Source organism: Arcobacter denitrificans (SeqCode), from assembly GCF_048571185.1.
GTDB classification, from domain to species: domain Bacteria; phylum Campylobacterota; class Campylobacteria; order Campylobacterales; family Arcobacteraceae; genus Arcobacter; species Arcobacter denitrificans.
The window spans coordinates 1465634-1490566 of record NZ_CP182350.1 but is presented as its reverse complement, the minus strand read 5'-3'; the positions used below and the strand labels follow the sequence as shown (position 1 = coordinate 1490566).

General features: G+C 30.2%; 25 protein-coding genes, 2 tRNA genes and 1 rRNA gene. 12 read left to right on the top strand and 16 right to left on the bottom strand.

From position 1 onward, the window contains the following. Window positions 1–145 precede the first annotated feature (145 nt). The 9 genes from ACNI28_RS07465 to thiC form a co-directional block, all read right to left on the bottom strand. Window positions 146–221: transfer RNA gene (locus ACNI28_RS07465), tRNA-Ala, on the bottom strand. A gap of 29 nt (window positions 222–250) precedes the next feature. Continuing rightward, a tRNA-Ile gene (locus tag ACNI28_RS07460) sits at window positions 251–327 on the bottom strand. A 108-nt stretch (window positions 328–435) separates the two neighbouring features. After that, window positions 436–1952, bottom strand: a 16S ribosomal RNA gene (locus ACNI28_RS07455). A gap of 304 nt (window positions 1953–2256) precedes the next feature. Next, window positions 2257–2604 (bottom strand): nucleotide pyrophosphohydrolase, encoded by a 348-nt coding sequence (locus ACNI28_RS07450; protein ID WP_419763644.1) that lies wholly within the window; start codon window positions 2602–2604, stop codon window positions 2257–2259. A gap of 3 nt (window positions 2605–2607) precedes the next feature. After that, window positions 2608–4104 carry a PLP-dependent transferase gene (locus ACNI28_RS07445; protein WP_419763643.1) on the bottom strand — a complete coding sequence of 499 codons (1497 nt, stop codon included), beginning with the start codon at window positions 4102–4104 and terminating at the stop codon, window positions 2608–2610. Then, window positions 4105–5256: a trans-sulfuration enzyme family protein gene (locus ACNI28_RS07440; protein ID WP_419763642.1), complete on the bottom strand. Its 1152-nt coding sequence runs from the start codon at window positions 5254–5256 to the stop codon at window positions 4105–4107. A 142-nt stretch (window positions 5257–5398) separates the two neighbouring features. Next, the gene (locus ACNI28_RS07435) at window positions 5399–6517 is read right to left on the bottom strand and encodes a P-loop NTPase (protein ID WP_419763641.1); all 1119 of its coding nucleotides are present in this window, start codon (window positions 6515–6517) and stop codon (window positions 5399–5401) included. A gap of 87 nt (window positions 6518–6604) precedes the next feature. Continuing rightward, window positions 6605–6817, bottom strand: a complete 213-nt coding sequence (locus tag ACNI28_RS07430; protein ID WP_419763640.1) for a hypothetical protein — start codon at window positions 6815–6817, stop codon at window positions 6605–6607. A gap of 10 nt (window positions 6818–6827) precedes the next feature. Continuing rightward, window positions 6828–8177, bottom strand: a complete 1350-nt coding sequence (thiC, locus tag ACNI28_RS07425; RefSeq protein WP_419763639.1) for a phosphomethylpyrimidine synthase ThiC — start codon at window positions 8175–8177, stop codon at window positions 6828–6830. A 136-nt stretch (window positions 8178–8313) separates the two neighbouring features. Here thiC and ACNI28_RS07420 point away from each other — a divergent pair, with 136 nt between their 5' ends. The 5 genes from ACNI28_RS07420 to ACNI28_RS07400 all read left to right on the top strand — a co-directional run bounded on the left by ACNI28_RS07420 (window position 8314) and on the right by ACNI28_RS07400 (window position 14157). Beyond that, window positions 8314–10755 carry a diguanylate cyclase domain-containing protein gene (locus ACNI28_RS07420; RefSeq protein ID WP_419763638.1) on the top strand — a complete coding sequence of 814 codons (2442 nt, stop codon included), beginning with the start codon at window positions 8314–8316 and terminating at the stop codon, window positions 10753–10755. Between the two features lie 8 nt (window positions 10756–10763). Next, complete coding sequence (locus ACNI28_RS07415; protein WP_419763637.1) at window positions 10764–11582, top strand: HDOD domain-containing protein; 819 nt, start codon at window positions 10764–10766, stop codon at window positions 11580–11582. 87 nt (window positions 11583–11669) lie between these two features. After that, entirely contained in the window at window positions 11670–12791 is a 1122-nt protein-coding gene (locus ACNI28_RS07410) for a bifunctional 2-C-methyl-D-erythritol 4-phosphate cytidylyltransferase/2-C-methyl-D-erythritol 2,4-cyclodiphosphate synthase (RefSeq protein WP_419763636.1), read from the top strand. Beyond that, a complete protein-coding gene (locus ACNI28_RS07405; RefSeq protein WP_419763635.1) occupies window positions 12791–13675 on the top strand; it encodes a response regulator in 885 nt (294 codons plus the stop codon). Before ACNI28_RS07410 ends, ACNI28_RS07405 begins: the two co-directional genes overlap by 1 nt. Next, complete coding sequence (locus ACNI28_RS07400) at window positions 13675–14157, top strand: phosphatidylglycerophosphatase A family protein (protein WP_419763634.1); 483 nt, start codon at window positions 13675–13677, stop codon at window positions 14155–14157. The genes ACNI28_RS07405 and ACNI28_RS07400 overlap by 1 nt, the downstream gene beginning before the upstream one ends. On the opposite strand, the gene ACNI28_RS07395 is transcribed toward ACNI28_RS07400, so the two are convergent. The 6 genes from ACNI28_RS07395 to ACNI28_RS07370 all read right to left on the bottom strand — a co-directional run bounded on the left by ACNI28_RS07395 (window position 14154) and on the right by ACNI28_RS07370 (window position 19644). After that, window positions 14154–14690 carry a Crp/Fnr family transcriptional regulator gene (locus ACNI28_RS07395; RefSeq protein ID WP_419763633.1) on the bottom strand — a complete coding sequence of 179 codons (537 nt, stop codon included), beginning with the start codon at window positions 14688–14690 and terminating at the stop codon, window positions 14154–14156. The two genes, ACNI28_RS07400 and ACNI28_RS07395, sit on opposite strands and share 4 nt — an antisense overlap. Before the next feature lie 65 nt (window positions 14691–14755). Further along, window positions 14756–15874 carry a glutamine-hydrolyzing carbamoyl-phosphate synthase small subunit gene (carA, locus tag ACNI28_RS07390; protein ID WP_419763632.1) on the bottom strand — a complete coding sequence of 373 codons (1119 nt, stop codon included), beginning with the start codon at window positions 15872–15874 and terminating at the stop codon, window positions 14756–14758. Window position 15875: 1 nt separating this feature from the next. Further along, window positions 15876–16427, bottom strand: a complete 552-nt coding sequence (locus ACNI28_RS07385; RefSeq protein WP_419763631.1) for a DUF507 family protein — start codon at window positions 16425–16427, stop codon at window positions 15876–15878. A 5-nt stretch (window positions 16428–16432) separates the two neighbouring features. After that, complete coding sequence (locus tag ACNI28_RS07380; protein WP_419763630.1) at window positions 16433–17683, bottom strand: adenylosuccinate synthase; 1251 nt, start codon at window positions 17681–17683, stop codon at window positions 16433–16435. Between the two features lie 6 nt (window positions 17684–17689). Further along, window positions 17690–18535: an ATP phosphoribosyltransferase regulatory subunit gene (locus ACNI28_RS07375; protein WP_419763629.1), complete on the bottom strand. Its 846-nt coding sequence runs from the start codon at window positions 18533–18535 to the stop codon at window positions 17690–17692. Beyond that, the gene (locus ACNI28_RS07370; protein ID WP_419763628.1) at window positions 18535–19644 is read right to left on the bottom strand and encodes a pyridoxal-phosphate-dependent aminotransferase family protein; all 1110 of its coding nucleotides are present in this window, start codon (window positions 19642–19644) and stop codon (window positions 18535–18537) included. The genes ACNI28_RS07375 and ACNI28_RS07370 overlap by 1 nt, the downstream gene beginning before the upstream one ends. A gap of 199 nt (window positions 19645–19843) precedes the next feature. On the opposite strand from ACNI28_RS07370, the gene ACNI28_RS07365 reads away from it, so the two are divergent. From ACNI28_RS07365 to ACNI28_RS07340, 6 genes are all read left to right on the top strand, one after another. Beyond that, window positions 19844–20029, top strand: a complete 186-nt coding sequence (locus ACNI28_RS07365; protein ID WP_419763627.1) for a hypothetical protein — start codon at window positions 19844–19846, stop codon at window positions 20027–20029. A gap of 89 nt (window positions 20030–20118) precedes the next feature. Beyond that, entirely contained in the window at window positions 20119–20559 is a 441-nt protein-coding gene (locus tag ACNI28_RS07360) for a MarR family winged helix-turn-helix transcriptional regulator (protein ID WP_419763626.1), read from the top strand. Between the two features lie 42 nt (window positions 20560–20601). Further along, the gene (locus ACNI28_RS07355) at window positions 20602–21168 is read left to right on the top strand and encodes a YceI family protein (protein WP_419763625.1); all 567 of its coding nucleotides are present in this window, start codon (window positions 20602–20604) and stop codon (window positions 21166–21168) included. 105 nt (window positions 21169–21273) lie between these two features. Next, complete coding sequence (locus ACNI28_RS07350; RefSeq protein ID WP_419763624.1) at window positions 21274–21777, top strand: NADPH-dependent FMN reductase; 504 nt, start codon at window positions 21274–21276, stop codon at window positions 21775–21777. A 1-nt stretch (window position 21778) separates the two neighbouring features. Continuing rightward, window positions 21779–22483: a pirin family protein gene (locus tag ACNI28_RS07345; RefSeq protein ID WP_419763623.1), complete on the top strand. Its 705-nt coding sequence runs from the start codon at window positions 21779–21781 to the stop codon at window positions 22481–22483. A 36-nt stretch (window positions 22484–22519) separates the two neighbouring features. Beyond that, the gene (locus ACNI28_RS07340; RefSeq protein ID WP_419763622.1) at window positions 22520–23164 is read left to right on the top strand and encodes a CDGSH iron-sulfur domain-containing protein; all 645 of its coding nucleotides are present in this window, start codon (window positions 22520–22522) and stop codon (window positions 23162–23164) included. A 60-nt stretch (window positions 23165–23224) separates the two neighbouring features. Here ACNI28_RS07340 and purM read toward each other — a convergent pair whose 3' ends face one another. Continuing rightward, window positions 23225–24220, bottom strand: a complete 996-nt coding sequence (gene purM, locus ACNI28_RS07335) for a phosphoribosylformylglycinamidine cyclo-ligase (RefSeq protein WP_419763621.1) — start codon at window positions 24218–24220, stop codon at window positions 23225–23227. A gap of 104 nt (window positions 24221–24324) precedes the next feature. On the opposite strand from purM, the gene ACNI28_RS07330 reads away from it, so the two are divergent. Further along, the gene (locus ACNI28_RS07330; RefSeq protein ID WP_419763620.1) at window positions 24325–24879 is read left to right on the top strand and encodes a spermine/spermidine synthase domain-containing protein; all 555 of its coding nucleotides are present in this window, start codon (window positions 24325–24327) and stop codon (window positions 24877–24879) included. Window positions 24880–24933 lie beyond the last annotated feature (54 nt).

The window sequence follows — 24933 nt, the reverse complement described above, 5'->3', positions numbered from 1 at the left end:
ATTATTTCAATTCGAAAAAATTTTAAAGACTTTAACATTAAATTTTTAAATAACATGATTTTTATTACTAAAAACCAAATATAAATCTTATTTTTAAGACTTATATTTAGTTTTTCTTACTTTTTCTCATTCTACGTTTAGATGATGGTGGAGAATAGCGGGATCGAACCGCTGACCTCCTGCGTGCAAGGCAGGCGCTCTCCCAGCTGAGCTAATTCCCCAACAAATCTTAACACAAAGATTATCTTCATGGTGGGCCTACCAGGACTTGAACCTGGGACCTCACGATTATCAGTCGAGCGCTCTAGCCAGCTGAGCTATAGGCCCATTCTTCACCTATTATTACAAATAACCTTTATAAACCGAATATGATATTGGATATATACCCATTATTTATTTCTTGAGATTAGAAACGAATCTAATCTCATTACTCTGAAAGGAGGTGATCCAACCGCAGGTTCTCCTACGGTTACCTTGTTACGACTTCACCCCAGTCGCTAAATCCACTGTGGAAGGTAGCTATTTTAGCATCCCCGCTTCGAATGAATTCAACTCCCATGGTGTGACGGGCGGTGAGTACAAGACCCGGGAACGTATTCACCGTAGCATAGCTGATCTACGATTACTAGCGATTCCAACTTCAAGTAGTCGAGTTGCAGACTACTATCCGAACTGGGAGGCATTTTTGAGATTCGCTCCACATCACTGTATTGCTGCTCTTTGTATACCCCATTGTAGCACGTGTGTAGCCCTGGTCGTAAGGGCCATGATGACTTGACGTCGTCCTCACCTTCCTCCTACTTGCGTAGGCAGTCTCGTTAGAGTTCTCAGCCGAACTGTTAGCAACTAACGACGAGGGTTGCGCTCGTTGCGGGACTTAACCCAACATCTCACGACACGAGCTGACGACAGCCGTGCAGCACCTGTATGAAAGCTCCTGCAAGCAGGCACCAAACTATCTCTAGTAAGTTCTTTCTATGTCAAGACCAGGTAAGGTTCTTCGCGTATCGTCGAATTAAACCACATGCTCCACCGCTTGTGCGGGTCCCCGTCTATTCCTTTGAGTTTTAATCTTGCGACCGTACTCCCCAGGCGGTACACTTAATGTGTTAACTGCATTACTGCAAGGTCTAGCCTCACAACAACTAGTGTACATCGTTTAGGGCGTGGACTACCAGGGTATCTAATCCTGTTTGCTCCCCACGCTTTCGCGTCTCAGCGTCAATAGTGTTCCAGTAGATCGCCTTCGCAATCGGTATTCCTTCTAATATCTACGGATTTTACCCCTACACCAGAAATTCCATCTACCTCTCCCACATTCTAGATAGACAGTTTTGGAAGCAGTTCTATGGTTGAGCCATAGGATTTCACTTCCAACTTATCTATCCGCCTACACGCTCTTTACGCCCAGTAATTCCGAGTAACGCTTGCACCCTCCGTATTACCGCGGCTGCTGGCACGGAGTTAGCCGGTGCTTATTCATATAGTACCGTCATTATCTTCCTATATAAAAGGAGTTTACGCACCGAAATGTGTCATCCTCCACGCGGCGTTGCTGCATCAGGGTTTCCCCCATTGTGCAATATTCCCCACTGCTGCCTCCCGTAGGAGTCTGGACCGTGTCTCAGTTCCAGTGTGACTGATCATCCTCTCAAACCAGTTAGGTGTCATTGTCTTGGTGAGCCATTACCTCACCAACTAACTGATACCGTACAGGCCGATCCTAGAGCTATAAATATTTCCCTTGCTCACTTATGTGATAAAGGCATATGGGGTGTTAGCAGTCGTTTCCAACTGTTATCCCCCTCTCTAGGGCACGTTACCTATATATTACTCACCCGTGCGCCACTTAGCTGACAATTAAAGCAAGCTTTAATCCGTTCTCGTTCGACTTGCATGTGTTAAGCACGCCGCCAGCGTTCACTCTGAGCCAGGATCAAACTCTCCATAAATGTTTAGTTTAATCATGACTAGTGTCTAACTCTTTTATCTAACTTCCGAAAAAGTTAATTGCAATTGTTTACTGACATTACTCATTGTTTTTTTAATAGACGAGAATTGTATAAATTCTCTTGTTTTATATCATATTCGGTTTATAAAAGTTACTTATCTTTTTAACCGTAGTTTGTTAAAGAACATCAACTCTTCGTGACGTTTGTCACTCAAATTGGACGGGAATTATAATAGGTTTTTTACTCTTTGTCAAGCGGTTTTCTTTAATGTTGGCTTAAATTTGGAAAGTTCTATACTTTAGTGTTAATTTTTCTTTCCATAGGCTATTTTTTGGCCATTTTTATCATGTAGTGGATATTTAATTATATTTTTTTTCATCTTTGAGATAATTGCTTTTTCTAGGTCAATATTCTGTGAATAGCAAATTCTTAGTAAATAAACTGCAATATCTGCAATTTCTTCTTCCAAATGTTCTTTTTTTGATTTATCTAAATTTAAACTTTGTTCTTCATTTAGCCACTGAAATATTTCAATCAATTCTGCTGTTTCTACAGAAAGTGCCATAGCTAAGTTTTTTGGATTATGAAATTTATCCCAATCTCTTTGTTTTGAAAATGTTAAAATTAAATCTTTTATTTTTTCCATATCCATCTTTTAATCCTCCAATCTTTTAAATTCATTTATAATGTCATTGATATTTTCACTTCCAACAGAGATTCTTAGTATATCTTTTGGTAATCCAATCTTCTCTAAAAGCTCTAGACCTTCATCACTTTTTATATATTCATAGTGTGCAAGATAAGTATAAGGCATAAGAAGAGTAAACTCTGTACCTAAACTTGGACCTTTTGCAAAGTTTAAGTTATTGTAAATTATTTCAAAAGATTTTTTAAATGTTACAGAAATAAGCCCTGTATATGAGTTGTCATCTTTCATTATTTGTTTATAATTTAATTCATTTTCACTATTTAAACAATAATATATTTTATCTATATATGAACATGTTTTAAAATACTCAACTAATGCTTTAGTATTTGAACTTATTTTCTTAACTCTTGATTCATAATTTTTTATCTCAAAAGCTAATCTTTGAATATCTTTTATATAGGCTTTATCACAATGTTTAAAAAACTCCACATTCATGTAGGACAATTTTGAGTTTTTGTTTAAAATAATTGCTCCCATTAAAACATCTGCATTTCCACAGGCAAATTTAGTAAGTGATTCAATACATATATCTGCATAATCTTCTAGTTTTAGATTATATGCAGTTGAAAGTGTTGTATCAACAACTAAGGGGATATTGTATTTTTTGCAAAGTGATTTTAGTCTTTTTGTGTCAACACATTGTAAAAGTGGATTTGTAGGTATTTCTGTAATAATTGCAGTTATTTTATAACCATTATCTTTTAAATACTCTTCTAATAAATCTAAGTTTTTTATATCTGGGAAAATTTTCGTTTGGTCATAGTGATGTTTTACTATATTCATAGTGTCAAGATATAGCCATCCTAATTGAATCAAAATATCTCTGCCATTTCTTCTTTGAATTGAACGTAAACCTTTTACAACGCCATATATAGCATTCATACCTGATGGAGATAAAGTGATATTTTTTCTAGGTTGATTATAAGCTTTTGCCAAGGTTGAAATTACAATATCTTTTGCAAGTTCTTCTTTTTCTGTCTCTTCTTTATGCTTTGTATCTATTAATCCTATATTATATAAATAATCCTCAGCAAATCTTGAAGATAAATTACATCCAACATGTTGAATAAACATCAAGACTTTTTGAAGCTGGGTAGTTCCATTTTGAACTAATATCACTCCAAAAGGCTCTTTTATCTCAATTTTATTATGTATATAATATTTATCACTTACAATATTAACTGCATCTTGTGAACTTAAAAGTACAACTTCATAAGCATCACTTACTTTATACTTCTGTTTAATGTGTAAAGCAAGGATTTTTAAATAAGGGTGCATAGTAAATCTAGGATATCCAGATTTAATCTTCTCTACTGCTTCGCCATAACCCTCTTCATAATCTATCACATCTTGAAGTATTGGCATACTTACACTAACTGCGTGAATATTATTTACGGGGAGGGTTTGCCCACATTCTACACCTTTAAAAACGCTTTTATCCATCTATTTTACAGCTTGTTCAATATCTTTTATTAAATCATCTACATTTTCCAATCCAATAGAAAATCTAACTGTTCCATCACTTATACCAATTGCTGCTAACTCTTCTTTTGAAAATGAAGCATGGGAAATTTTTGCAGGTATTTCAACTCTAGAATCAGGGCTTCCAAAAGAGCATTTTTCTCCAAAAATTTTAGTACCTTCTATAAGTTTTTCTGCAAATTCTGTATTTATAAACTCTGCACAAAAAACACCAGGAATATAATCCATTTGATAAGTTGCAAGTTTATATTGAGGATGAGATTCCAATCCTGGATGCATAACTGCTTTTATAAAACTTTGTTTTTCTAAAAATTTTGCAATTTTAATTGAAGCTTTCTGATGTGCTTCCATTCTTATTTTAAGTGTTGGTATTCCTAAAGAGATTAAAAATACATCCATAGGATTTTGACTTCGCCCATGTGCATTTGCATAATAGTGAAGTTCTTGGGCTTGTTCTTTTGTTTTTGCAACAATAGCACCTGCAACAACACTTCCATGCCCTGAAATATATTTAGTAGTAGAAAAAAGTGAGAAGTCAGCACCAGAGTCAAGAGGTCTTTGAGAAATAAAGGTTGCTAATGAATTATCAACTGCAAAAAGTGCTTTATATTTTTTTGCTAATACAGATACCATACCTAAATCTATAATTTTTAATCCTGGATTTGTTGGAGACTCACATAATACTAAATCTATTTTATTATTCTTTAGAATTTTTTCTAACTCTGGTTCACTTAAAAAGTTGGCAAAATGTACTTTTATATTATATTTACCTTGAAAAACTTTTAATAATCTAAAAGTCCCACCATAACAATCAGCTTCAACAAGAATTTCAGAGTTTGCTTTTAAAACTGTTTCAAACAGAAGCGATACAGCACCAATACCTGTATGTGTACATACACATCCTGCTCCATTTTCAGCATCTGTAAAAAGATTTTCCAAGGCTTCTCTTGTTGGATTATCACTTCTTGTATAATCATATACTTTTTCGCCATCTTGTTTTTTTAAGTCAAAAGTTCCTGTATTGTATATAGGAAAGTGAGAAGCTCCATATGGATCTTGGATTGTTGCAAAATCTTGGAGATGTGAAAGTTTTGTTTCAATATTTTTTTTCATAGTAAGCCTAATAGTTTTTTACACATTATAGCTAAGGATTTATAATCATTTGATATAAGTAGAATAATTTTTTGTTATGAGACTATTTTTAAGCTTTTTAAAGGGTAAATATTTAGAGTTAAAAACCCTAAATATTGTTATACTATTTTGCTGTTGAACAAGCAGATACACCAGGAGGTGTTGTTGGTTGAATAGAAGCATTTTCTGCTTTTTCACTTACCTCATCAATATAAGTAATCAGTGTTTCTGCTGCTTTCATATATCTTTTTGCTGAAATTGATTCTGGCTGGAAGTAAACAACTGGTTTACCATTGTCTCCACCTTCTCTAATAGCAGGTTCAATTGGTAGATTTCCTAAAACTGTTGTACCATACTCTTTTGCTAATTCTTCACAAGTACCCATTCCAAAAATATCTGATTCGGTGTTACACTCTGGACAGATAAATCCACTCATATTTTCTACAATTCCACCAACTGGTATATTAAGTTTTTTAAACATATCTAAACTTCTTCTTGAATCATCAAGAGCAACATGTTGAGGAGTTGTAACATTAATTCCACATGTTACAGGAACACTTTGGGCTAATGTCAATTGTGCATCACCAGTTCCTGGAGGCATATCAATAAATAAAATATCTAATTCTTCCCATAAAATATCTCTTAGAAGTTGTTGGATTGCTTTCATAATCATAGCACCTCTCCAAATAAGAGCTTGTCCCTCTTCCATGAGTGAGCCCATAGACATAACATCTACGCCATAAGCATGGAATGGTTTTGCTTTATTTCCTACAATTTCAACTTCTTTACCTTGTAATCCGAACATTCGTGGAATATTTGGTCCATATATATCAGCATCTAAAATACCTACTCTTTTACCCTGCATAGCAGCTGCAACTGCTAAGTTTACAGTAGTAGTTGATTTACCAACTCCACCTTTTCCAGATGATACCATTACAAAGTTTTTTATTTGAGGTGCAATATTTTTTCCACCTGTTGCACTATTACTTGCTTGTTTTGGTGCTTCTGGTTTTTTTACTTGAAGGTCTAAGTTTGTAATACCAATTTGTTCTAATACATTTTTAATATTTGTTCTTAGTTCATGTTCTACTTCTTGTGCACTTGAAGTTATCTCTACAAGTATAGTTACGCTATCACCATTAACTTCAACATTTTTTAAAAACCCAAATTCTACAATTGATTTTGTAAATCCTGGATAGATTACTTTTTCTAACTCTTTTTTTATACTAGCTATATCTGCCATAAACATTTCCTTGAAATTATTATTAAATTTTTTAGTATTATATTTTAAATAGGATAATTTTTCTCTTAATTAAAAAATATACTCTATTTACCATGATTTAAAATTAACTTTACTTGATATTTCAATACCATCATCTTTTTGATTAATTGTAAGTTCATGTGTGTGACAACTCTTTTCATTCATAACATCAATAATTTCTTCTGCTTTTTTTAAAGCTTCCTTCTTATCATCATATTCAAAAACCTTGTCATACTTTAACTTCCGAATACAATGACAATGGGTGAGAACTTTTACTTTCATAAAATCTCTTTTATCCTGCTTCTACCATCTCACTACCATGTTCTTCTACAATCTTTTGAGTGATTTTATATGAACAAAACTTTGGTCCACACATAGAACAGAATTCTGCTTCTTTAAATACATCTTGAGGAAGAGTTTCATCATGATACTCTTTAGCTCGCTCTGGGTCTAAACACAGTTCAAATTGTTTATTCCAATCAAAGCCATACCTAGCATCACTCATCTCATCATCGATATCCCTTGCACCTTTTCTTCCTCTTGCAATATCTGCACTATGAGCTGCAATTTTATAAGCAATAATACCTTCTCTTACATCATCTGCATTTGGTAAACCTAAATGCTCTTTTGGTGTAACATAACAAAGCATACTAGCTCCATGCCATCCACCAACTGCCGCACCTATTGCAGATGAAATATGGTCATATCCAGCTGCAATATCAGTAGTAAGAGGTCCTAAAATATAAAAAGGAGCCTCATGACAATATTCTCTTTCTAGTTTCATATTTCTTTCAATTTGATTAAGAGGAACATGCCCAGGTCCTTCAATCATAACTTGAACATCTTTTTCCCAAGCTCTAAGTGTAAGTTCACCTAATATTTTTAGTTCTCCTAATTGTGCTTCATCTGATGCATCATATAAACAACCAGGTCTTAAAGAATCTCCTAAAGATAAAGATACATCATATTTTTTACAAATTTCTAAAATATCATCATAAGCTTCATAAAATGGGTTTTCTTTATGATAATGCATCATCCAAGAAGCCATAAGAGAACCACCTCTTGAAACAATTCCCATTTTTCTTTTTGCAACATGTGGCATCATTGATAATAAAAACCCTGCATGGATTGTAAAGTAGCTTACACCTTGTTTTGCTTGTTTTTCAAGTGTTTCTAACATCGCTTCTATTGTTAAGTTATTGATATCATTTCCACAATCGTGAATGATTTGATAAATAGGCACTGTTCCAATTGGTACAGTTGAATGTTCTATAACCGCTGCTCTAATCGCATCTAAATCTCCACCTGTACTTAAGTCCATAATTGTATCAGCACCATATTTTAAACTAACATCAACTTTCTCAACTTCACCTGCTATATCTGAAGCTAAAGCCGAAGAACCAATATTTGCATTGATTTTACAGCTTGAAGCCATACCAATTGCCATTGGGTTTAAATGTTTATGATTTACATTTGCAGGAATAATTAATCTTCCTCTTGCTACTTCATCTCTTACTAATTGGGGGTCAATTTTTTCTTCTTTTGCCACATATTCCATGTCTGGAGTTATTATGCCTTTTTTTGCATAATACATCTGTGTTCTTACTTCATCATCTTTATGATTATCTAGCCAATCTCTCATAAAATATCCCTATCTAAAAATTTTCCTGATTATATCAAGTTAAGTTTATAAAAACTTAATCTATTAAATTAATTTGAATTTATTAATTTTCTAAGTATCATTTCTATATAATTTTTAATCGTTACATAGGATTTTTATGAATAAAGACTTTAATAACTCAAACTTTTCATTGTCAACAAAAGAAGAATTTGATAATTTTGAAGACTCTGTTATTTCTAAAATCATCGAAAAATACAATATTATTAGAACTACAGATAAACTTTTAAACTCCTCAGAAACAAACTATATAACGCTTATAGACTATATTGATAGCTTATATTATTTGGGAAAAGACATTCCAGATGATTTAGCAAATACTATTAAGAATAATTTCTTTTTTAACAAATACTTAGTCTCTTATATCCATAAAAAACTAGATAATATTTTAAAAAATGGTTCAGCAATATTTTTTAAAGATATAAATTCTATAATAAATCTTCTTTCAAGAGCAAAACATTATAAAGTTTTTAAAGATTATAATACTTATGATTATGAAGAGATACAAAATTTATTTAGAAATTATGAAAGCTCTTTACAATCTATACAAAATGAAGAAGTATTTGATGCTACTTTTGACTGTTATACTTCTTTATTAAAAGTTTATACAAAACTATGTTTAATAAATTCAATTGATATTAAAAGAAAACAGACTATAAATCCAATCACTGATATTTTAACAGAAACAATAAATATGTTAAAATTCACCGCCAAATTACAAGAAAAACATCTAAATATTTTAAATAATGTTTTAGGGCAAATTCTTTATTACTTTTCACACCTTCCTTTTGTAGATTCTAAAGGGAAAGATTTAAACTATTTGATTGACCAATATTATCTATTGTTTGAGAAAATAAGTGATGGTTACCATATTTCAAAAGATACCGATTTTGCAGGAAATAGTAGTTTAAAAGAAGAAGAGTACTTTAGGTTTAGAACAAACTCATCATACTTGTTTTTAATTATGCTAAAAAAACTCCATAATGACTTTAAAAAAGAAGAGTATTTTATATGTGACTCTTTAAGAAAATGTATGATTTTATTTGAAAAAAATTTCTCTATCTCATTTTCAAAAAATGGAGAAACTACTCTATCTTCTCTTACCCAAGACCTTATTGATTCGCTAGCTTTAACATATATGAATGAAGATAAACTAGGTCAAATAAAAGATTATAGAAGTGCTATTAGTGACTTTATTATTGAAGCAGATAATTACAATATTCAAAATATAGAACCAATACACAATATTTTGTTATTGGCTGAAAATATTGACCAACACTATTATATAAATATTGGTCAAACTTTAATAAACTCAAAATCTCTTAAAAATGATTATTATGAATTTTATAAATTAAAAACTATTGATGTTATTTTAAATTATTTAACAAATGAAGAGAGCTCAAAAGAAGTAGAAAAATTTGTCAGAAATATTTATAAATATATAGAACGAAATAAAATAGCATCACATCTTATGCCAATGTTTTCAAAACTATACTTAAGTATTTCATACTATTTTTCTAAATTCGAAGATTTCCAAACAATAAGAGAATCAAGAGATATATACTCAATGTTTGTAAATATCAATGGGTTTGATTTATTAAAAAATGAGTACAAATGGATAAATAATAATTTATTGAAAGAGTTTGGAAAATTTCAATTAAGAGAACTTCCTTTTGATACTAAAAAAATATCCAAAGAAGAACTAATTTCATTGGGGAAAATTGGTATTAGAAATTATATGAAATACGGTGAACTAAAAACTAAATATGATATCAATAACTCTCTTGTTCAAATCACCAGTGAAGTTTTAAATCTCAGTAATTTAAATTATGAAAAACTAAATACCCAAATTTGTTCACTTTTAACTGATAAAGTTTATTATGGAATCTGTGAAATATCAATTGTAGGACTTACAAGAAAATCCTCATCTATTATTGATGAGGGTTACAAAAAGCATATAATTGATATAGATGAAGAGTATAGTATTCAGTTTATCTTTCCTGCTGTTTATGAAAATAATTTTAAATACATAAATAATCAAAATCAAGACTTTATTATCAATAATTTAAAAAATATCTTATCAAGTTATAAAAAAGAGAGTAAGACCTTTACAAATAATACAACTGGATTAGAAAATGTTCACAAATTAAAACTTGACTTAGCTAATAAGTCTGGGGATTTAACAATATTTATTCAAATTTTTGTAAAATCTTTTAGCAAAATGACCCAAGAATTTGGATTTAGTGTTGGAGAAAAATATCTTCAAACAATTATAAATAAAATTTCTACATTAATTAATCAGGATGATTCAATATACTATCTAAATGAAGGGAAAATTGGTATAATACTACAAAACAAGGATTATATTAATACATTAATTGATAAACTTATGAAGTTTAAAATAAATAAAAATGGAGAAGAGATTAATCTTGACTTCGTTATTAGTGTAACAATTACACAATATGATGTATATAGCAAATCTGTTAAAACGTTAGATAAGGCAATAATAAGTAAAAATAATCTATTATTTTATGAAGAATAGGGAAATAAATGAAAAATGATATTATAGAAAAAATAGAATCGTTACCACCTTTACCAAACAGTGTTATTGAGTTAGAGAACTTTAGACGACGACCCGATAAAGAGCCAATAGAGCTTTTAAAAATAATCGAGCAAGATCCTCTTATCATTACAACACTATTAAGAGTTGCAAATTCTGCAATGTTTGGATTTAGAAGTGAAGTGGAAACTCCAAGCCGAGCAGTAAATTTACTTGGAATAAATTTTACAATTTCAATTGCCTTAGGTTCTGTTGTTCAGGATTTAATAAAGTCAAATTTAAGTGCATATAATATCTCTACAGATGATTTTTTAATGGCTTCTAACTTAGCCTCAAATATTATAAATAACTGGGTTGGAGAAATAGACTTTGGCTTAAAAGAAGAGTTACTATTACCTGCTTTTCTGCAAGAGACTGGTAAATTTATTATCTCTGAATTAATTCAAGAACAAGGTAAAGTTGACGAGTTCCAACAAGCACTAAAAGAAGATAAATTACTATCAGAGATTGAAGAAGAATTTACAGGTTTTTCTTGCTCAAGAATTACTGCAAATATCTTTAAACACTGGAATTTAAGTCATAATCTTATTTTTACTATTGGTTTTGTTGGAAAAATTGACCAATGTCCAGAAGAGTATCAAAGAAGAGTTAAAATTTTAGAAGTTGTTAAAATATTAACTGATATTAGAGAACCGCTTGGTGATGCATGTGTTGAGAGAGCTTTAGCACTTGCAAGTAAGTATGGACTAGAGGTTGAACCACTTGTTAATGCAATTGATAGAATAAAAGTAAAAATAGAAGAAGAGTAGCATTTACATAGCAATTAATTTCCTTACTTAAATTTATCATAAGTAACGTTAGATATAATTTGTAACTTTTTTACACAGGGGGTTTTGTTGTCTAAAGTTACATTACTAGTATTATGTGCTGGATCTTCATCAAGATTTGGACTTAGTAGCAAAAAGCAATGGCTAAGAGTGGGAGATATACCATTATGGTTATTTGTTACTAAAAAAATTGCTTCATACTATAATTTTGACAAAGTCATTATTACTTCATCTAAAGATGAATTAACTTACATGAAAAATTTTTCTGATGATTATGATTTTGTGTTAGGTGGAGAAACGAGACAAGACTCAATAAAAAATGCCTTAGAATCAATTGACTCTGACTATGTCATGGTTACAGATGTTGCAAGATCTTGTGTACCTAAAAATGTGATTTTGGATTTAATATCAAATAAAGACAAAGCTTCATGTATAGTTCCTGTCTTAGATGTTGCAGATACTGTGATATTCAAAAATGAAACTATCAACAGAGATGATGTAAAACTTATACAAACACCACAACTTTCAAATACTAAAATTCTTAGAAAAGCCCTCAAATCAAAAACTTCTTTTACAGATGATAGCTCTGCCATAAAGAATATGGGTGAATCAGTTTTTTATATAAAAGGAAGTACTCAAAGTAATAAATTAACTTTTGAAGATGACTTAAAAACAAATAGCTGTTTAAATGCTCCTTCTAACAACTTTTTTACTGGTTTTGGAATAGATATCCATGCTTTTGAAGAAAACAAAAAAATGGTACTAGGTGGTGTAGAAATTGAAAGCAATTTTGGATTTAAAGCTCATAGTGATGGAGATGTATTAATACATTCTGTAATTGATGCCCTTCTTGGAGCATGTGGAGCAGGAGATATTGGAGAGTTTTTCCCAGATACTGATGATACTTACAAAAATATTGATTCAAAAACATTACTTAAAAAAATTGTAAATTTTGTATATAGTGTAGGTTATGATATTGTTAATGTAGACTTTACAATTCTTGCACAAAAACCCAAAATAAGTCCTTATAAGTATGAGATTAAGAAGTCTATGGCACATTTATTGAATGTAGATATGCAGTTTGTAAATGTAAAAGCTACAACAGCAGAAAAACTTGGATTTGTAGGGAGAAGTGAAGGCGTTACTGTTCACTCTGTTGCAACCTTGAAATATTTTAATTGGAAAGAATAATGAATATATTAATAATAGAAAATGAAATTTACTTAGCACAAAAAGTAGTATCAAGGATACTTGATGATGGGCACTCCTGTGATTTTGTAGAGATGCCAAATGATAACTTAACAAAAGATTATGATATGATTTTGTTATCTACATCTCTACCTAGCGAAATGGTAAAAAAAACTATCCAAAAATATAAAAATGCAATTATTATTTTACTTGTTTCATATATAAGTGATGAGACTGTAACAGAACCAATTAATGAAGGTGCTAAAGATTATATTATGAAACCATTTATTATGGATGAATTAATTAGAAAAATCTACCACTATAAAGAGTGTAGAGAGATGAAACAAGAGTTATGCACTTTAAAAACTTATGTTGAGTTCTTGCTAGAAGAGATTGATACAACAGGCGTTAATATTGCTCACTCTCTTCCAACACTTATAGAAACAAATTCTCAAAGATGTACTGATAAACTAGCATTTGAAGTATCAGAAACATTAAAACTTCCTATTAAATTTATTGCCCTTACTAGTTCAACTTGGCAAAAAGAGTTATCTACTATAACAAACAAAGAAGTAGTCTATCTTACAGATTATCATACTTTAAAAAAGAGTGCTAAAGAAAATGTTTGCATTGCAATAGAACACAAAAATTGTATTATAAGTTCTTTAGAAAAAGAGAGTGATTTTCCTTTCTCTAAACTTGAATTTTTACGTCCTGATATGTTTATGTTAAATAATAATATTATGACTATTAATGATTATGTGAAAATGATGGTCTTATCATTTCAAACAAAATATCCAGACACAGAATTATCAAAAAAACTAGGAATTTCAAGAAAATCACTTTGGGAAAAGAGAAAGAAACTTGGAATTGAGAAGAAGAAATAATGAGAAAAGCTTTTTTAACTCTTCTTTACAGTGGATTATCTCCTAAGGCTCCTGGGACTATAGGAAGTATAGTTGCCCTGTTTTTAGGGGTATTACTTTTGCAGTATGTTCATGAATCAACACTTTTTCTATTAAGTCTTTTTATAACTGCTATTGCTGTAAAACAAATAGATATCTATGAAAAAGAAGTAGGTGTTCATGATAGTAAAGAGATTGTTATAGATGAACTAGCAGGAATGTGGCTAGCCCTTTCAATTTGTGGTATAAATATTCAAGACACAAATAATACAATAATATTAGCTTCTTTAGCATTTCTATTTTTTAGACTTTTTGATATTTGGAAGCCCTCTATTATTGGCAGAATTGATAGAGATGTTAAAGGTGGCTGGGGTGTAATGGGTGATGACTTACTTGCAGGTCTTGCAGCTGGAATTGCAGCAGCTGGCACATATCAGGTTTTAGTGGAGTTTGTAATTAATTAATAAAGTTTTTTATTCATTTGTACAATTTTGTCAGATAACTCAATAATTACATTTTTATAAAATTTTGAAATACTTGTTTGTTCTTTAAAGTCTCTAATTTTAAAAGCTAATACTAATGTATTTGGTTCTCCTGCTTCAACAGTAGCACTTCTTGGTTCTCCTGTCAGTCTCATCATCTCACCAAATAATGCTGGCTTATCTATCCTTGCTATTCTAATACTTGATTTTGCATCAACTTGTTTTTTCTTGTTTATATTTAATTGACCCTTTAATAAGTAGTATATGTAGTTTCTTGTAGTTTCACCCTCTTGAAATAAAATCTCCTTATTTTTATAAGTTATAATTTTTACTTCACTAATTATCTGTTTTATTTCATCTTTTGTCATTATAGAAAAGAATGGTATTTTAGGACTTAATTTTAGTAGCATCTCCATTGCATCAATTTGTGATATTGGATCTTTTTGTTTTTCTTTGGAAGGATTTTCTTTTTGAGTTTTTTCTACTTCTTCTGGTTTATTTTTTGAAGATTCCATATTTTTTCCTTATTGATACTCAAGTATACTATTATTCTTCACTTTTTGTGAAGAATAATAACTATCTATTTAACAATATCGGCAAATTGTTTAAAGATGTATTTTGATTCATGTGGTCCAGGACTAGCTTCTGGATGATGTTGAACTGAAAAAATATCTTTATTTTTATACTTAACACCCTCTATTGTATTATCAAACAGATTCATATGTGTAACTTCTGCAATTTCAATTATATTATCAGGAACATTATAATTATGATTTTGTGCAGTTATTTCAACAATACCCTTATTTGATACTGGATGGTTACCACCATGTTGACCAAACTTTAATTTATATGTATCAAATCCATGTGCAATTGATAACATTTGATGACCTAAACAAATTGCAAACATTGGTATATTTGCAGATATTAGTTTTTGTACTTGTTCTTTCTCTTTTGTTAATGTTAATGGATCACCTGGTCCATTTGATAAAAATATTCCGCCTATTTCTTTTGCTTCATATCTTGCTATTAATTCATCAGCATTAAATGATGAAGGAACAACTTCAACTTCTAAGCCTGATTCAACTAACTCATTTAGAATATTTCTTTTTACACCAAAATCAATAACAACAACTTTTTTATCACTCATTACAGCTTTGTTATATCTTAGTTCTTGATGATTCCAAGCACCATTTTTATGGATATATGTCTCTTTTGTAGAAACTTCTTCTATATAATTTATATCTTCAATTCTAGGGCTTTTCTCTAATTGTTTTGCTAGTTCATCTTTATCGGAGATTTCAGTAGAAGCAATCATCATCATAGCCCCTTCATCTCTTAACATTTTTGTTATATATCTTGTATCAATATCTTTTATACCTAAAACATTGTGCTCTTTTAGCAAAGCACATAAATCCCCTTCTGCTCTATAATTAGAATACTCATGATGATAATTTCTTACTAAAATACCTTTACAGTGAGCTGTAGCACTTTCCATATCATCTTTGTTTACACCTACATTTCCAATTTCTGGCATAGTAAAAGTAACAAATTGACCTGCATAACTTGGATCAGTTATTATTTCTTGATATCCAGTTAAAGATGTATTAAATACAATCTCACCAACTGTTGTACCTTTTGCACCAAAAGAATTTGCTTCTAGAAATGTTCCATTTTCTAAATATATCCATACTTTTTGCATTTTAAATCAATCCTCTTTTTATTAACTCTTCTTCGTATAATCTATGATATACAATATCATATTCATCAGTACCTGGTATTAATTTTCTTTTATAATTTTTTACTTTTTCAAATACTGCATCATCTGCTTTTTCAAAACCTTTTAGAAATTCACTAATAGAATCAAATATAACATTTTTTACTTTATTATCTGATACAGTGTAATGAATATAATCTTCTTCCCAAAGAAAATCTAAAAGTTGATGAGAGATATCAGAAAACCTATCATCATTATTTAAAATTACGCCAAATTCATTGGCAAGTCTTTTTTTAGTCATCCAAAAAAGTTGTCTATAATCAGCATTTAAAAATGCAATCTCTTCTTCTTGTTCCGCTAATATTTCATCAACTTTTTCATCTAAGTCATGCTCTTTTTCGATATCTATATCTAAAATTCTCTCAACTTCAGTTGTGATTTCATCTCTTGTTTTTCTTACTTCTACAAATTCACAATTTACAAGATCTCTTGAAATTCTTCTTGATATGTAGGGTGTATGATGTAATTTCATTCTCATAAATATTATCCTCTAATTATAGTATCGTCTCTCTCTGGTGATGTAGAGATTATACCTACTTTTACACCAGTTAACTCTTCAATTTTTTCAATATATTTCTTTGCATTTTGGGGAAGTTTCTCATAGTCTCTACAACCAACAACGCTATCCCAACCATCTATGTCTTCATAGATAGGGTTTACATCATCTAATTCTGATGGCATATAAGTAATAACTTCTCCATTAAACTCATATGCTTTACAAATTTTAATTTTCTCAAATCCATCCAAAACATCAAGTTTCATTAAAGATAGTTGATCACAGCCATTTAATCTGCTTGCATGTTTAACAGCAACAGCATCAAACCAACCACATCTTCTTTTTCTTCCAGTTGTTGTACCTACTTCTTTTCCAACTGTAGCCATTGTATCACCATCATTTCCATGATCTTCAGATGGGAAAGGTCCATTTCCTACTCTTGTACAATATGCCTTTACTATTCCTGTAACTATCCCAATATCTTTTGGATTAATTCCTAGTCCTGTACAAGCCCCTGCACTTACCGTACTTGAAGAAGTTACATAAGGGTATGTTCCATGGTCAATATCAAGTAAAGTCCCTTGGGCACCTTCTAAAAGTATTCTTTTATCATTGTCTAATGCATCCCAAACCATATTTGTAGTATTTGCAATAAATGGTGCTAATTTATTCTTATATTTACTAATTGTACTTAACAGTTCATCTTTTGTTGGTGTATCAATTTGTAATACATCAAAAATCGCTCTATTTTGAACAAAATATTCAATTATATTTTCAGTTAACTTACTTGGATTTAAAAGCTCACCTACTCTAAAACCAGTCCTACTTATTTTTTCAGCATAAGCAGGTCCGATTCCTTTTCCAGTAGTTCCTATTGCTTTGTCACCTTTTAATCGCTCTTTTGCTTGGTCAATTAAAGCATGGTAAGGAAGATTTAAATGTGCTTTATCCGATATGAAAAGTCTTCCTTCTAAGTTATCAAACTGTTCCATCTCTTTTATGATTGATTCTGGACTTAAAACAACTCCATTACCAATTATATTTATAGCTTTTGGATTTAATACACCTGATGGAATTAAATGCAATGCATATCTAACTCCATCAACCCAAATTGTATGTCCGGCGTTATGTCCACCTTGACTTCTACAAACCATATCGTAATTTTGGGCAAGCATATCTACCATCTTACCTTTACCTTCATCACCCCACTGAATTCCTACTATTAAATCTGCTTTCATACCCTATTAATCCTCTAAAATTTTTAGTAAACTGTCTGTATATAGTGCAAAGCCTAATGAACTTATGCCATCAGCACTATACTTGCCACCTTTGCAGATAACAAAATTATTTTGAATAACTCTAAAATAAACATCATCATAATACTTTAAACTACTATGATATAAAGGAGCTATAACTAAATTGTCATAGTCAACTTGTACTGCTGTATCTAAAAGTTTTTCAAGATGTGTTTTTATACTACTTGGTACCAAGGGTATAACATCTTTTAAATCCTCAATACTCTTAACTCTAATCAAAGAATTTAACCAAGATATATCTAAGTCAAATAACTGTGCTATTTCACCATTTTTGAAAAGTTCAATATCTATATCTAGCTCTTTTGATACTAGTTTTGGGATATTGATATTTGATAATTGTAAAATTGGTTTAATATTGATATTTATTAAAATATTTGCAATTAAATTTAAAATATCCCCTATATCATCATGGTCAATCCATTCACAACCTATTTGATAATCTTCTTTTGAAGGATAAGAAAATACAGGCTGAACATAAAACCATTTTTTATGTGCAGTTGTTCTTCCTAATCTTTTTGTAATAATTCTTACCACATCTAGTGTAGAATCTGCTCTTAATGAGACTTGATTATTTTCAACATCTGAAAAATTAATTAATTTTTTCTCATCAGTTATTGATTGATGTTGAGAATATGAAAAGTTAGGACTTACTATCTCTTCAAAGTTATTATCATATAAAATATTACTAATTTTATTTTCAAGTTCTCTTTTTAGTTTGGCTGTTTTTCCAAAATAAAGACGGCTTCCTTTAGGTATTTCATGCTCAAATATCATTAATCGCCTTTAAATGTTTCTATTGCAAAAACTTTGTTTGCTGTACCATCAAAATCTCTTAATCCTAGTTCATCCATTGCAAGTTCTATGGCATTTATAACCCATGCAGCTTCAAAGTCTTCCACTAGACCCATGTGATTGATTCTAAAAATAGAGCTTTTGATATGATCTTGTCCACCTGCAATATTTACATTATATTTTGTCTTTAAGATTTTTCTAATAGCTGGTGCATTTTCAGTATAGACTGTAGTCATAGCATTTGCTGGAGCTTTTGGATATATTTCACAGCCAATTGCTTTTAAAGCTTCTCTTGAAGCTTTTGCTCTTAAAGCTGTTTTTTCATATAAAGCATCAAATCCACCACTGTTTTTAATATGTAATAAAATTTCTTTTAATCCTATAATCAAAGTTGTTGCTGCTGTCCACGCTGTTGTATTAGTTTTTTGTTTTTTAATTTCTGTTGCTAAATTAAAATAAAATCCTTTTGCACTATTTTCTATCTTTTCTACAGCACTATTACTTAATCCTATCATTGCTAAGCCAGGAGGAAGCATAAGTGCTTTTTGACTTCCTGTTATTACAGCATCAAGGTTCGTAGTATCAACTTTTTCTACACCAATTGCAGTGATTCCATCAGCTACTACTGTAATATTTTTATTTAATGCTTTTATCTCTTTTGCAATCTCTTCAACAGGATGTCTCAATCCCCCTGCACTTTCACAGATTTGAATAAATATTGCGTCAATTTCTTTATCATTTTTTATTGTTTCTATAACTTCTTCTACACTAACAGGAGTGTTCCATTCATTTTTTATCTCTGTATATGGGATATCAAAAGCTTTACAAATTTTTCCAAATCTCTCACCAAACTTCCCTGAGTTAATAGTAAGGGCTTTTTTTGTTGTTAAGTTAGTAACGCATGCTTCCATTGCACCTGAGCCACTAGATGCTAGCATCACAACCTCATCCATTCCATAAATTTCTAATAATAATTCTCTAGTTTGTCCAAAAATAGATTCAAACTCTGGTGTTCTATGATGAATTGTAACGTCAGCCATTGCTTTTCTTACAAATTCTGGTACTGGAGTAGGACCTGGAGTCAATAACATTTATTTTCCTTAATTTTCTTTCATTTGAGTAAAACGGTAAATTTTATCCAAAGATAGATTATTAAATGGTTAAACGTAAATTTTGAGATTTTTTACAATTTTCTTTTAAATAACTTGACAAAATATTTTTTATTCATTACAATGTCTATATATTATTACTTTTATACAGAAGTAATAGATAATTACAAAAGGAAAAAACATGTCAAAATTACTTAAAAAGAAAAAAGTTGCTAAAATAGCTACTAAGGCTGCATCTAAAGTTGCAAAGAAAAAACCTGCTAAAAAATTAGCTAAAAAGATTACAAAAAAAGTTATTAAACAAAAACCAACAAAAGCAAAAACTGCTAAAAAATCTGCTAAAAAAATAGCTAAAAAATCTAAATAGTTAAAAAAGCCTAAGATTTTCATTTTCTTAGGCTTTTTTACTTGACATTTACTACTAATTAGTAGTATAATTTATTTAAGGAATTGAAGATGATGAAAAGTTATGGAAAAAGAACAGATAAATCTATGAAAACTATTGTTAGACTAGAAAAGACTGCTCTAAAAATTACAAATAAAACTATAACCTATTTATCCCAATTTGACCTTACATTTAATCAATTTAAAGTTTTAGAAGTTTTATATCACAGGGGTGATTTAAATATTAGTTCTATTACAAAACTTACTATGAGTACGCCAGGGAATATTACAGTAGTTGTAAAAAACCTAAAAAGAGATAGATGGATTACTTCAATAAAAGATCCAAATGATAATAGAGCCTCTATTTTAACAATTACTCAAAAAGGTAAAGATGTAATAGAAAAAGTGTTTCCAAATCATGCAAAGAATCTATATAATGCTTTAGAAGTTTTAAATGATGAAGAGTTGTATACTTTATATTCTTTACTTGATAAAGTTTATAAAGTAAATTAAAATTTAAACAAATACTACTAATTAGTAATTAAAGGAATAAAAATGAAAATCGTAAAATTAGGACTAATCTCAATCTTAGCAGCTGGTGCATTATTTGCAGGTACATATGATGTTGATAAGGATCACTCAAATGTTGGTTTTAAAGTTAAGCATCTAATGATTTCAAGTGTTACTGGTAAATTTGATAAATTTACAGGTTCATTTGAATATGATGAAAAAACTAACACCTTAGAAAATTTAACAGGGAATGTTGTAGTAGCTTCAATAAATACTGAAAATGAAAAAAGAGACAAACACTTAAGATCTGAAGATTTTTTTGATGCAGCAAGTTTCCCTCATCTTACTTTCACTTTAGATAAAATTGAAGATGATAAGGCCTATGGAAAGTTAACTATGAGAGGTGTTACAAAAGAAGTTGCACTTGACTTTGAAAATAATGGAACAGTTGTTGACCCATGGGGAAATAGAAGAGTTGGCTTATCATTAAGTGGAAAAATCAATAGAAAAGACTATGGACTTAATTGGAACAAAGCTTTAGAAGCAGGTGGTGTTGTTGTTGGTGAAACAGTAAAAATAAATGTAGATTTAGAAGGAATTTTAGCTAAATAAAGAAAAGTGATATTGCCAAGTATACATATCTTGGTAATATCTGCCTATTAGGTAAAAAATACTTTATAAAAATAAATCTTGCACAACTTATTTGAGGAGCAAATTATGATATTAATCTTTGTATCAAGTTTAAACGAAAATATGAAACTTGCAAAAGTTTTGCAAGAACAATTAAATGAAGAAAATATTAATAGTGAAATAATAAATTTAGTTGATTTAAAACTACCAATGTATGATAGTTTTAAAGAAGAAAATGATGGAATACCTCAAAAAGCTTTAGATTTAACAGAAAAAATGAAAAAAGCAAATGGCTATATTTTTGTCTCTCCTGAATATAATTTTTCTTTACCACCTGTATTAGTAAACATGCTTGCATGGATATCAAGAATTGGAAATGACTTTAGAGCCTTATTTAGTATGAAAAAAATACAACTAGCCACCCATTCAGGAAGTAATGGTCAAGATGGACTAAATACAATGAGAACACAATTTACCAGACTAGGTGCTATTGTTATGCCAAGAGAGATTTTAACAACATATGAAAAACAATTAAATAAAGATAGCTCAAAAAGAATTTTACAACAGTATGTTCAATTATTAAAGGACTAAAATGTTAAAAAAATTAGATAAAAATGATATGGGAAAATCTAACCTTGGATGGTTAGAAAGTAGGTTTCATTTCTCTTTTGCCGAGTATAGAAATCCCAATAATATTAATTTTGGAGTATTAAGAGTACTAAACGATGATATAGTTCACCCAAAATCTGGCTTTGATACACATCCTCATGCAAATATGGAGATAATCTCATATATAATAGAGGGTGAAATAACTCACAAAGATTCTATGGGAAATAGTGAAACTTTAAAAAGGGGTGAGGTTCAATACTTAAGTGCTGGTGAAGGTATCTATCATAGTGAACATAACCTACATGAAAGCAAAGATTTAAGGCTTCTTCAAATTTGGATTATACCACCAAGAAAAGGTTTACCTAGATTATATGGTTCCAAAAAGTTTAAAAAAGAGCAAAGAGAAAACAAGTTTTTAAATATTGTATCATCTCAAGATGGTGATGCAACAATTAAAATCTATCAAGATATAAATATATATGTAAGTGAATTAGATGAATCAAAAAGTTTGGATTTTGAAATACAAAACCAAAGACAGGTATATTTTGTACAAATTGAAGGTAATTCAAGTATAAATGGTATTGAGTTAAAAAATGGTGATGCCATGGAGATAACAAAAGAGAATAAAATAACTATAGAAGCTATAACAAATTCTTATTTTCTATTTATTGAAATGAAAGAGGCTTAAGGTTATTATTAATAAAACATAATAAAAGGATTGATTATGAAAAAATTATCAATAGAACCTATTAAAAATGGTCCTTTAAAAGTTGTTAATCAAACAAAAGAAGATCTAAAAGATATACTTTTTTATGACTCTCAGCCTTTAATTTTAGCAAAAACAAACCTTTTATGTAGATGTGGACGAACAAATAATCAACCATATTGTGATGGAACACATATAAAATATAACTTCACATCACGAAATAATTTAGAAGAAGAGATACTTCAAATTTATGACTCAAAAAATGTAACAGTTACCTTTAATAGATCAATTTGTGCAGGTTCTGAGAACTGTGTAAAGAAGTTTCCAGATATCTATACATCTGGTTCAGTTGATTGGATTAATCTTGAAAAAGGAACAATTGAAAATATAATAGCATCAATAGAAGATTGCCCTTCTGGCGCACTATCATATAGTTTAAATAAAGATGCTGATTGTCAACTGGAAGATTGTCAAAAAGAGAAAATAGATATTATTAAGCATGGTCCTATACAAGTACGTGGCCCTATCAATATTAAGATTGAAAAATGGTCATCATTTGCAAATAAAACAAAGTTTACCCTTTGTCGTTGTGGAAACTCTCAAAACAAACCTTTTTGTGACTATTCCCATGCAAGTATAAAAGATGATAGTTATACTTTTTAAAAAGCATAAAAAAAGGCAAGCTTAGAAAAACTTACCTTTTAGATTAAATATTTTAAAAGTCTAAATAAACTCTACGCCTTTTTCACCCTCAGCAATTTCTCCAATAACATAACCATCAGTATTAGCTAAAACTGCATCTACATTTGCAGGGTTTACAACTAAAACCATACCAACACCCATATTAAATGTTCTATACATCTCTTCAACTTCAACATGTTCAGACATAAATTCAAAGATTGGCAATACTTTGATTTTACTTCTAGAAACAACTGCTTTAAGGTTATCAGGTAAAACTCTTGGCAAGTTTTCAGTAATCCCTCCACCAGTTATATGAGCTAAGGCATTGATGTTATCTCTGTTTGCTTTGAACTCTTTTACATAAATTCTAGTTGGCTCTAATAATACATCTTTTAAAGGTTTTCCTTGAAAATCATCATCTAAAGACATACCAAGTTTTTCAAGTAATAGTTTTCTTACTAATGAAAATCCATTTGAGTGAATACCAGAAGATGGAAGCGCAATCAAAGTATCTCCAATAGAAATCTTCTCTATTCTATTTAACTCATCTTTTTCAGCTATCCCAACACAAAAACCAGCTAAATCAAAATCACCCTCTTTATACATACCAGGCATTTCAGCAGTTTCTCCGCCTACAAGGGCACATTCACTTCTGATACATCCTTCTGCTATTCCTTTTACAACATCGCTTGCTTCTTCAACTTCGAGTTTTGCAGTTGCATAATAATCTAAGAAAAATAGTGGCTCACCAAAATTACATAATAAGTCATTTGTACACATAGCAACTAAATCAATCCCTACTGTATCAAATTTTTTAGAATCAATTGCTAGCTTAAGTTTTGTTCCAACGCCATCAGTTCCTGAAAGTAGTACTGGTTTTTTGTAACCACTTGGTAACTCAAAGGCACCTGCAAAAGAACCTATTCCACCAAGTACACCTGGAATCATTGTTGATTTAACATATGGCTTTATATTTTCAACAAACTGATTTCCTGCATCTATATCTACACCAGCATCTTTGTAACTAACTGTGCTCATTCTTCACCTTTTTTTTACTTTTTACAATTAAAATAATTATCTTTTATTAGTTTAAAACTTTTTGGGTATTATATCGAAAAATTAATAAAATAAAAGGACAAATAATGGCAAGTATTGAAAACAAAAATTTCAGCTTTAATGAAATGATTGTTCATGTTCCATTGTGTACACATAAAGAACCAGAAAATATTTTAGTTATAGGAAACTGTGACGAAGAACTAAAAACAGAAGTAGCAAAACATAAATCAAATGTAGAATATGGTGATATTTCTTTATTAAACTCTAAAAATGAAAAAAATATTGATGTAATTATTTTAACAGATATAAAAATTGATGAAGTTGTTTTAGCAAATATTCAAAGAATTTTAAAAGAGGATGGTCTTATTTCTTATAAAACAGATGGCTATGCTAAAGATGCTGCTAGATTAAAAAATGATTTAACAATCACAGCAGCTAATTTTTGGATTTGTATGCCATACAATTTTGGACATACAACTTGTATATTAGCATCTAAAAAATATCATCCAACAGCTGATATTATTTTACAAAGATCTGATTTACTTGTAGACTTAAACTACTATTCTACGGAGATTCAACATGCATCTTTTGTATTTCCAACTCATATTCAAAAAGACCTAACAGGTATTGCAAAGCGATAAGCTTTGCAGTGTCAAATCTGTCCTCCTTTAAAATTAATCAACTTTATTGTAAAA

Excerpts from the sequence above, each read along its gene's own strand:
- ACNI28_RS07415 (WP_419763637.1), top strand. The coding sequence starts at position 10,764 with ATGAAAAATGATATTATAGAAAAAATAGAATCGTTACCACCTTTACCA.
- ACNI28_RS07370 (WP_419763628.1), bottom strand. The coding sequence starts at position 19,644 with ATGTTATTGACTCCAGGTCCTACTCCAGTACCAGAATTTGTAAGAAAA.
- ACNI28_RS07365 (WP_419763627.1), top strand. The coding sequence starts at position 19,844 with ATGTCAAAATTACTTAAAAAGAAAAAAGTTGCTAAAATAGCTACTAAG.
- purM (WP_419763621.1), bottom strand. The coding sequence starts at position 24,220 with ATGAGCACAGTTAGTTACAAAGATGCTGGTGTAGATATAGATGCAGGA.
- ACNI28_RS07330 (WP_419763620.1), top strand. The coding sequence starts at position 24,325 with ATGGCAAGTATTGAAAACAAAAATTTCAGCTTTAATGAAATGATTGTT.
- ACNI28_RS07395 (WP_419763633.1), bottom strand. The coding sequence starts at position 14,690 with ATGGAATCTTCAAAAAATAAACCAGAAGAAGTAGAAAAAACTCAAAAA.
- ACNI28_RS07400 (WP_419763634.1), top strand. The coding sequence starts at position 13,675 with ATGAGAAAAGCTTTTTTAACTCTTCTTTACAGTGGATTATCTCCTAAG.
- ACNI28_RS07375 (WP_419763629.1), bottom strand. The coding sequence starts at position 18,535 with ATGATATTTGAGCATGAAATACCTAAAGGAAGCCGTCTTTATTTTGGA.
- ACNI28_RS07355 (WP_419763625.1), top strand. The coding sequence starts at position 20,602 with ATGAAAATCGTAAAATTAGGACTAATCTCAATCTTAGCAGCTGGTGCA.
- thiC (WP_419763639.1), bottom strand. The coding sequence starts at position 8,177 with ATGAGAGATTGGCTAGATAATCATAAAGATGATGAAGTAAGAACACAG.
- ACNI28_RS07340 (WP_419763622.1), top strand. The coding sequence starts at position 22,520 with ATGAAAAAATTATCAATAGAACCTATTAAAAATGGTCCTTTAAAAGTT.
- ACNI28_RS07435 (WP_419763641.1), bottom strand. The coding sequence starts at position 6,517 with ATGGCAGATATAGCTAGTATAAAAAAAGAGTTAGAAAAAGTAATCTAT.
- ACNI28_RS07440 (WP_419763642.1), bottom strand. The coding sequence starts at position 5,256 with ATGAAAAAAAATATTGAAACAAAACTTTCACATCTCCAAGATTTTGCA.
- ACNI28_RS07380 (WP_419763630.1), bottom strand. The coding sequence starts at position 17,683 with ATGAAAGCAGATTTAATAGTAGGAATTCAGTGGGGTGATGAAGGTAAA.
- ACNI28_RS07385 (WP_419763631.1), bottom strand. The coding sequence starts at position 16,427 with ATGAGAATGAAATTACATCATACACCCTACATATCAAGAAGAATTTCA.
- ACNI28_RS07350 (WP_419763624.1), top strand. The coding sequence starts at position 21,274 with ATGATATTAATCTTTGTATCAAGTTTAAACGAAAATATGAAACTTGCA.
- ACNI28_RS07420 (WP_419763638.1), top strand. The coding sequence starts at position 8,314 with ATGAATAAAGACTTTAATAACTCAAACTTTTCATTGTCAACAAAAGAA.
- ACNI28_RS07345 (WP_419763623.1), top strand. The coding sequence starts at position 21,779 with ATGTTAAAAAAATTAGATAAAAATGATATGGGAAAATCTAACCTTGGA.
- ACNI28_RS07445 (WP_419763643.1), bottom strand. The coding sequence starts at position 4,104 with ATGGATAAAAGCGTTTTTAAAGGTGTAGAATGTGGGCAAACCCTCCCC.
- ACNI28_RS07405 (WP_419763635.1), top strand. The coding sequence starts at position 12,791 with ATGAATATATTAATAATAGAAAATGAAATTTACTTAGCACAAAAAGTA.
- ACNI28_RS07430 (WP_419763640.1), bottom strand. The coding sequence starts at position 6,817 with ATGAAAGTAAAAGTTCTCACCCATTGTCATTGTATTCGGAAGTTAAAG.
- ACNI28_RS07360 (WP_419763626.1), top strand. The coding sequence starts at position 20,119 with ATGATGAAAAGTTATGGAAAAAGAACAGATAAATCTATGAAAACTATT.
- ACNI28_RS07450 (WP_419763644.1), bottom strand. The coding sequence starts at position 2,604 with ATGGATATGGAAAAAATAAAAGATTTAATTTTAACATTTTCAAAACAA.
- carA (WP_419763632.1), bottom strand. The coding sequence starts at position 15,874 with ATGCAAAAAGTATGGATATATTTAGAAAATGGAACATTTCTAGAAGCA.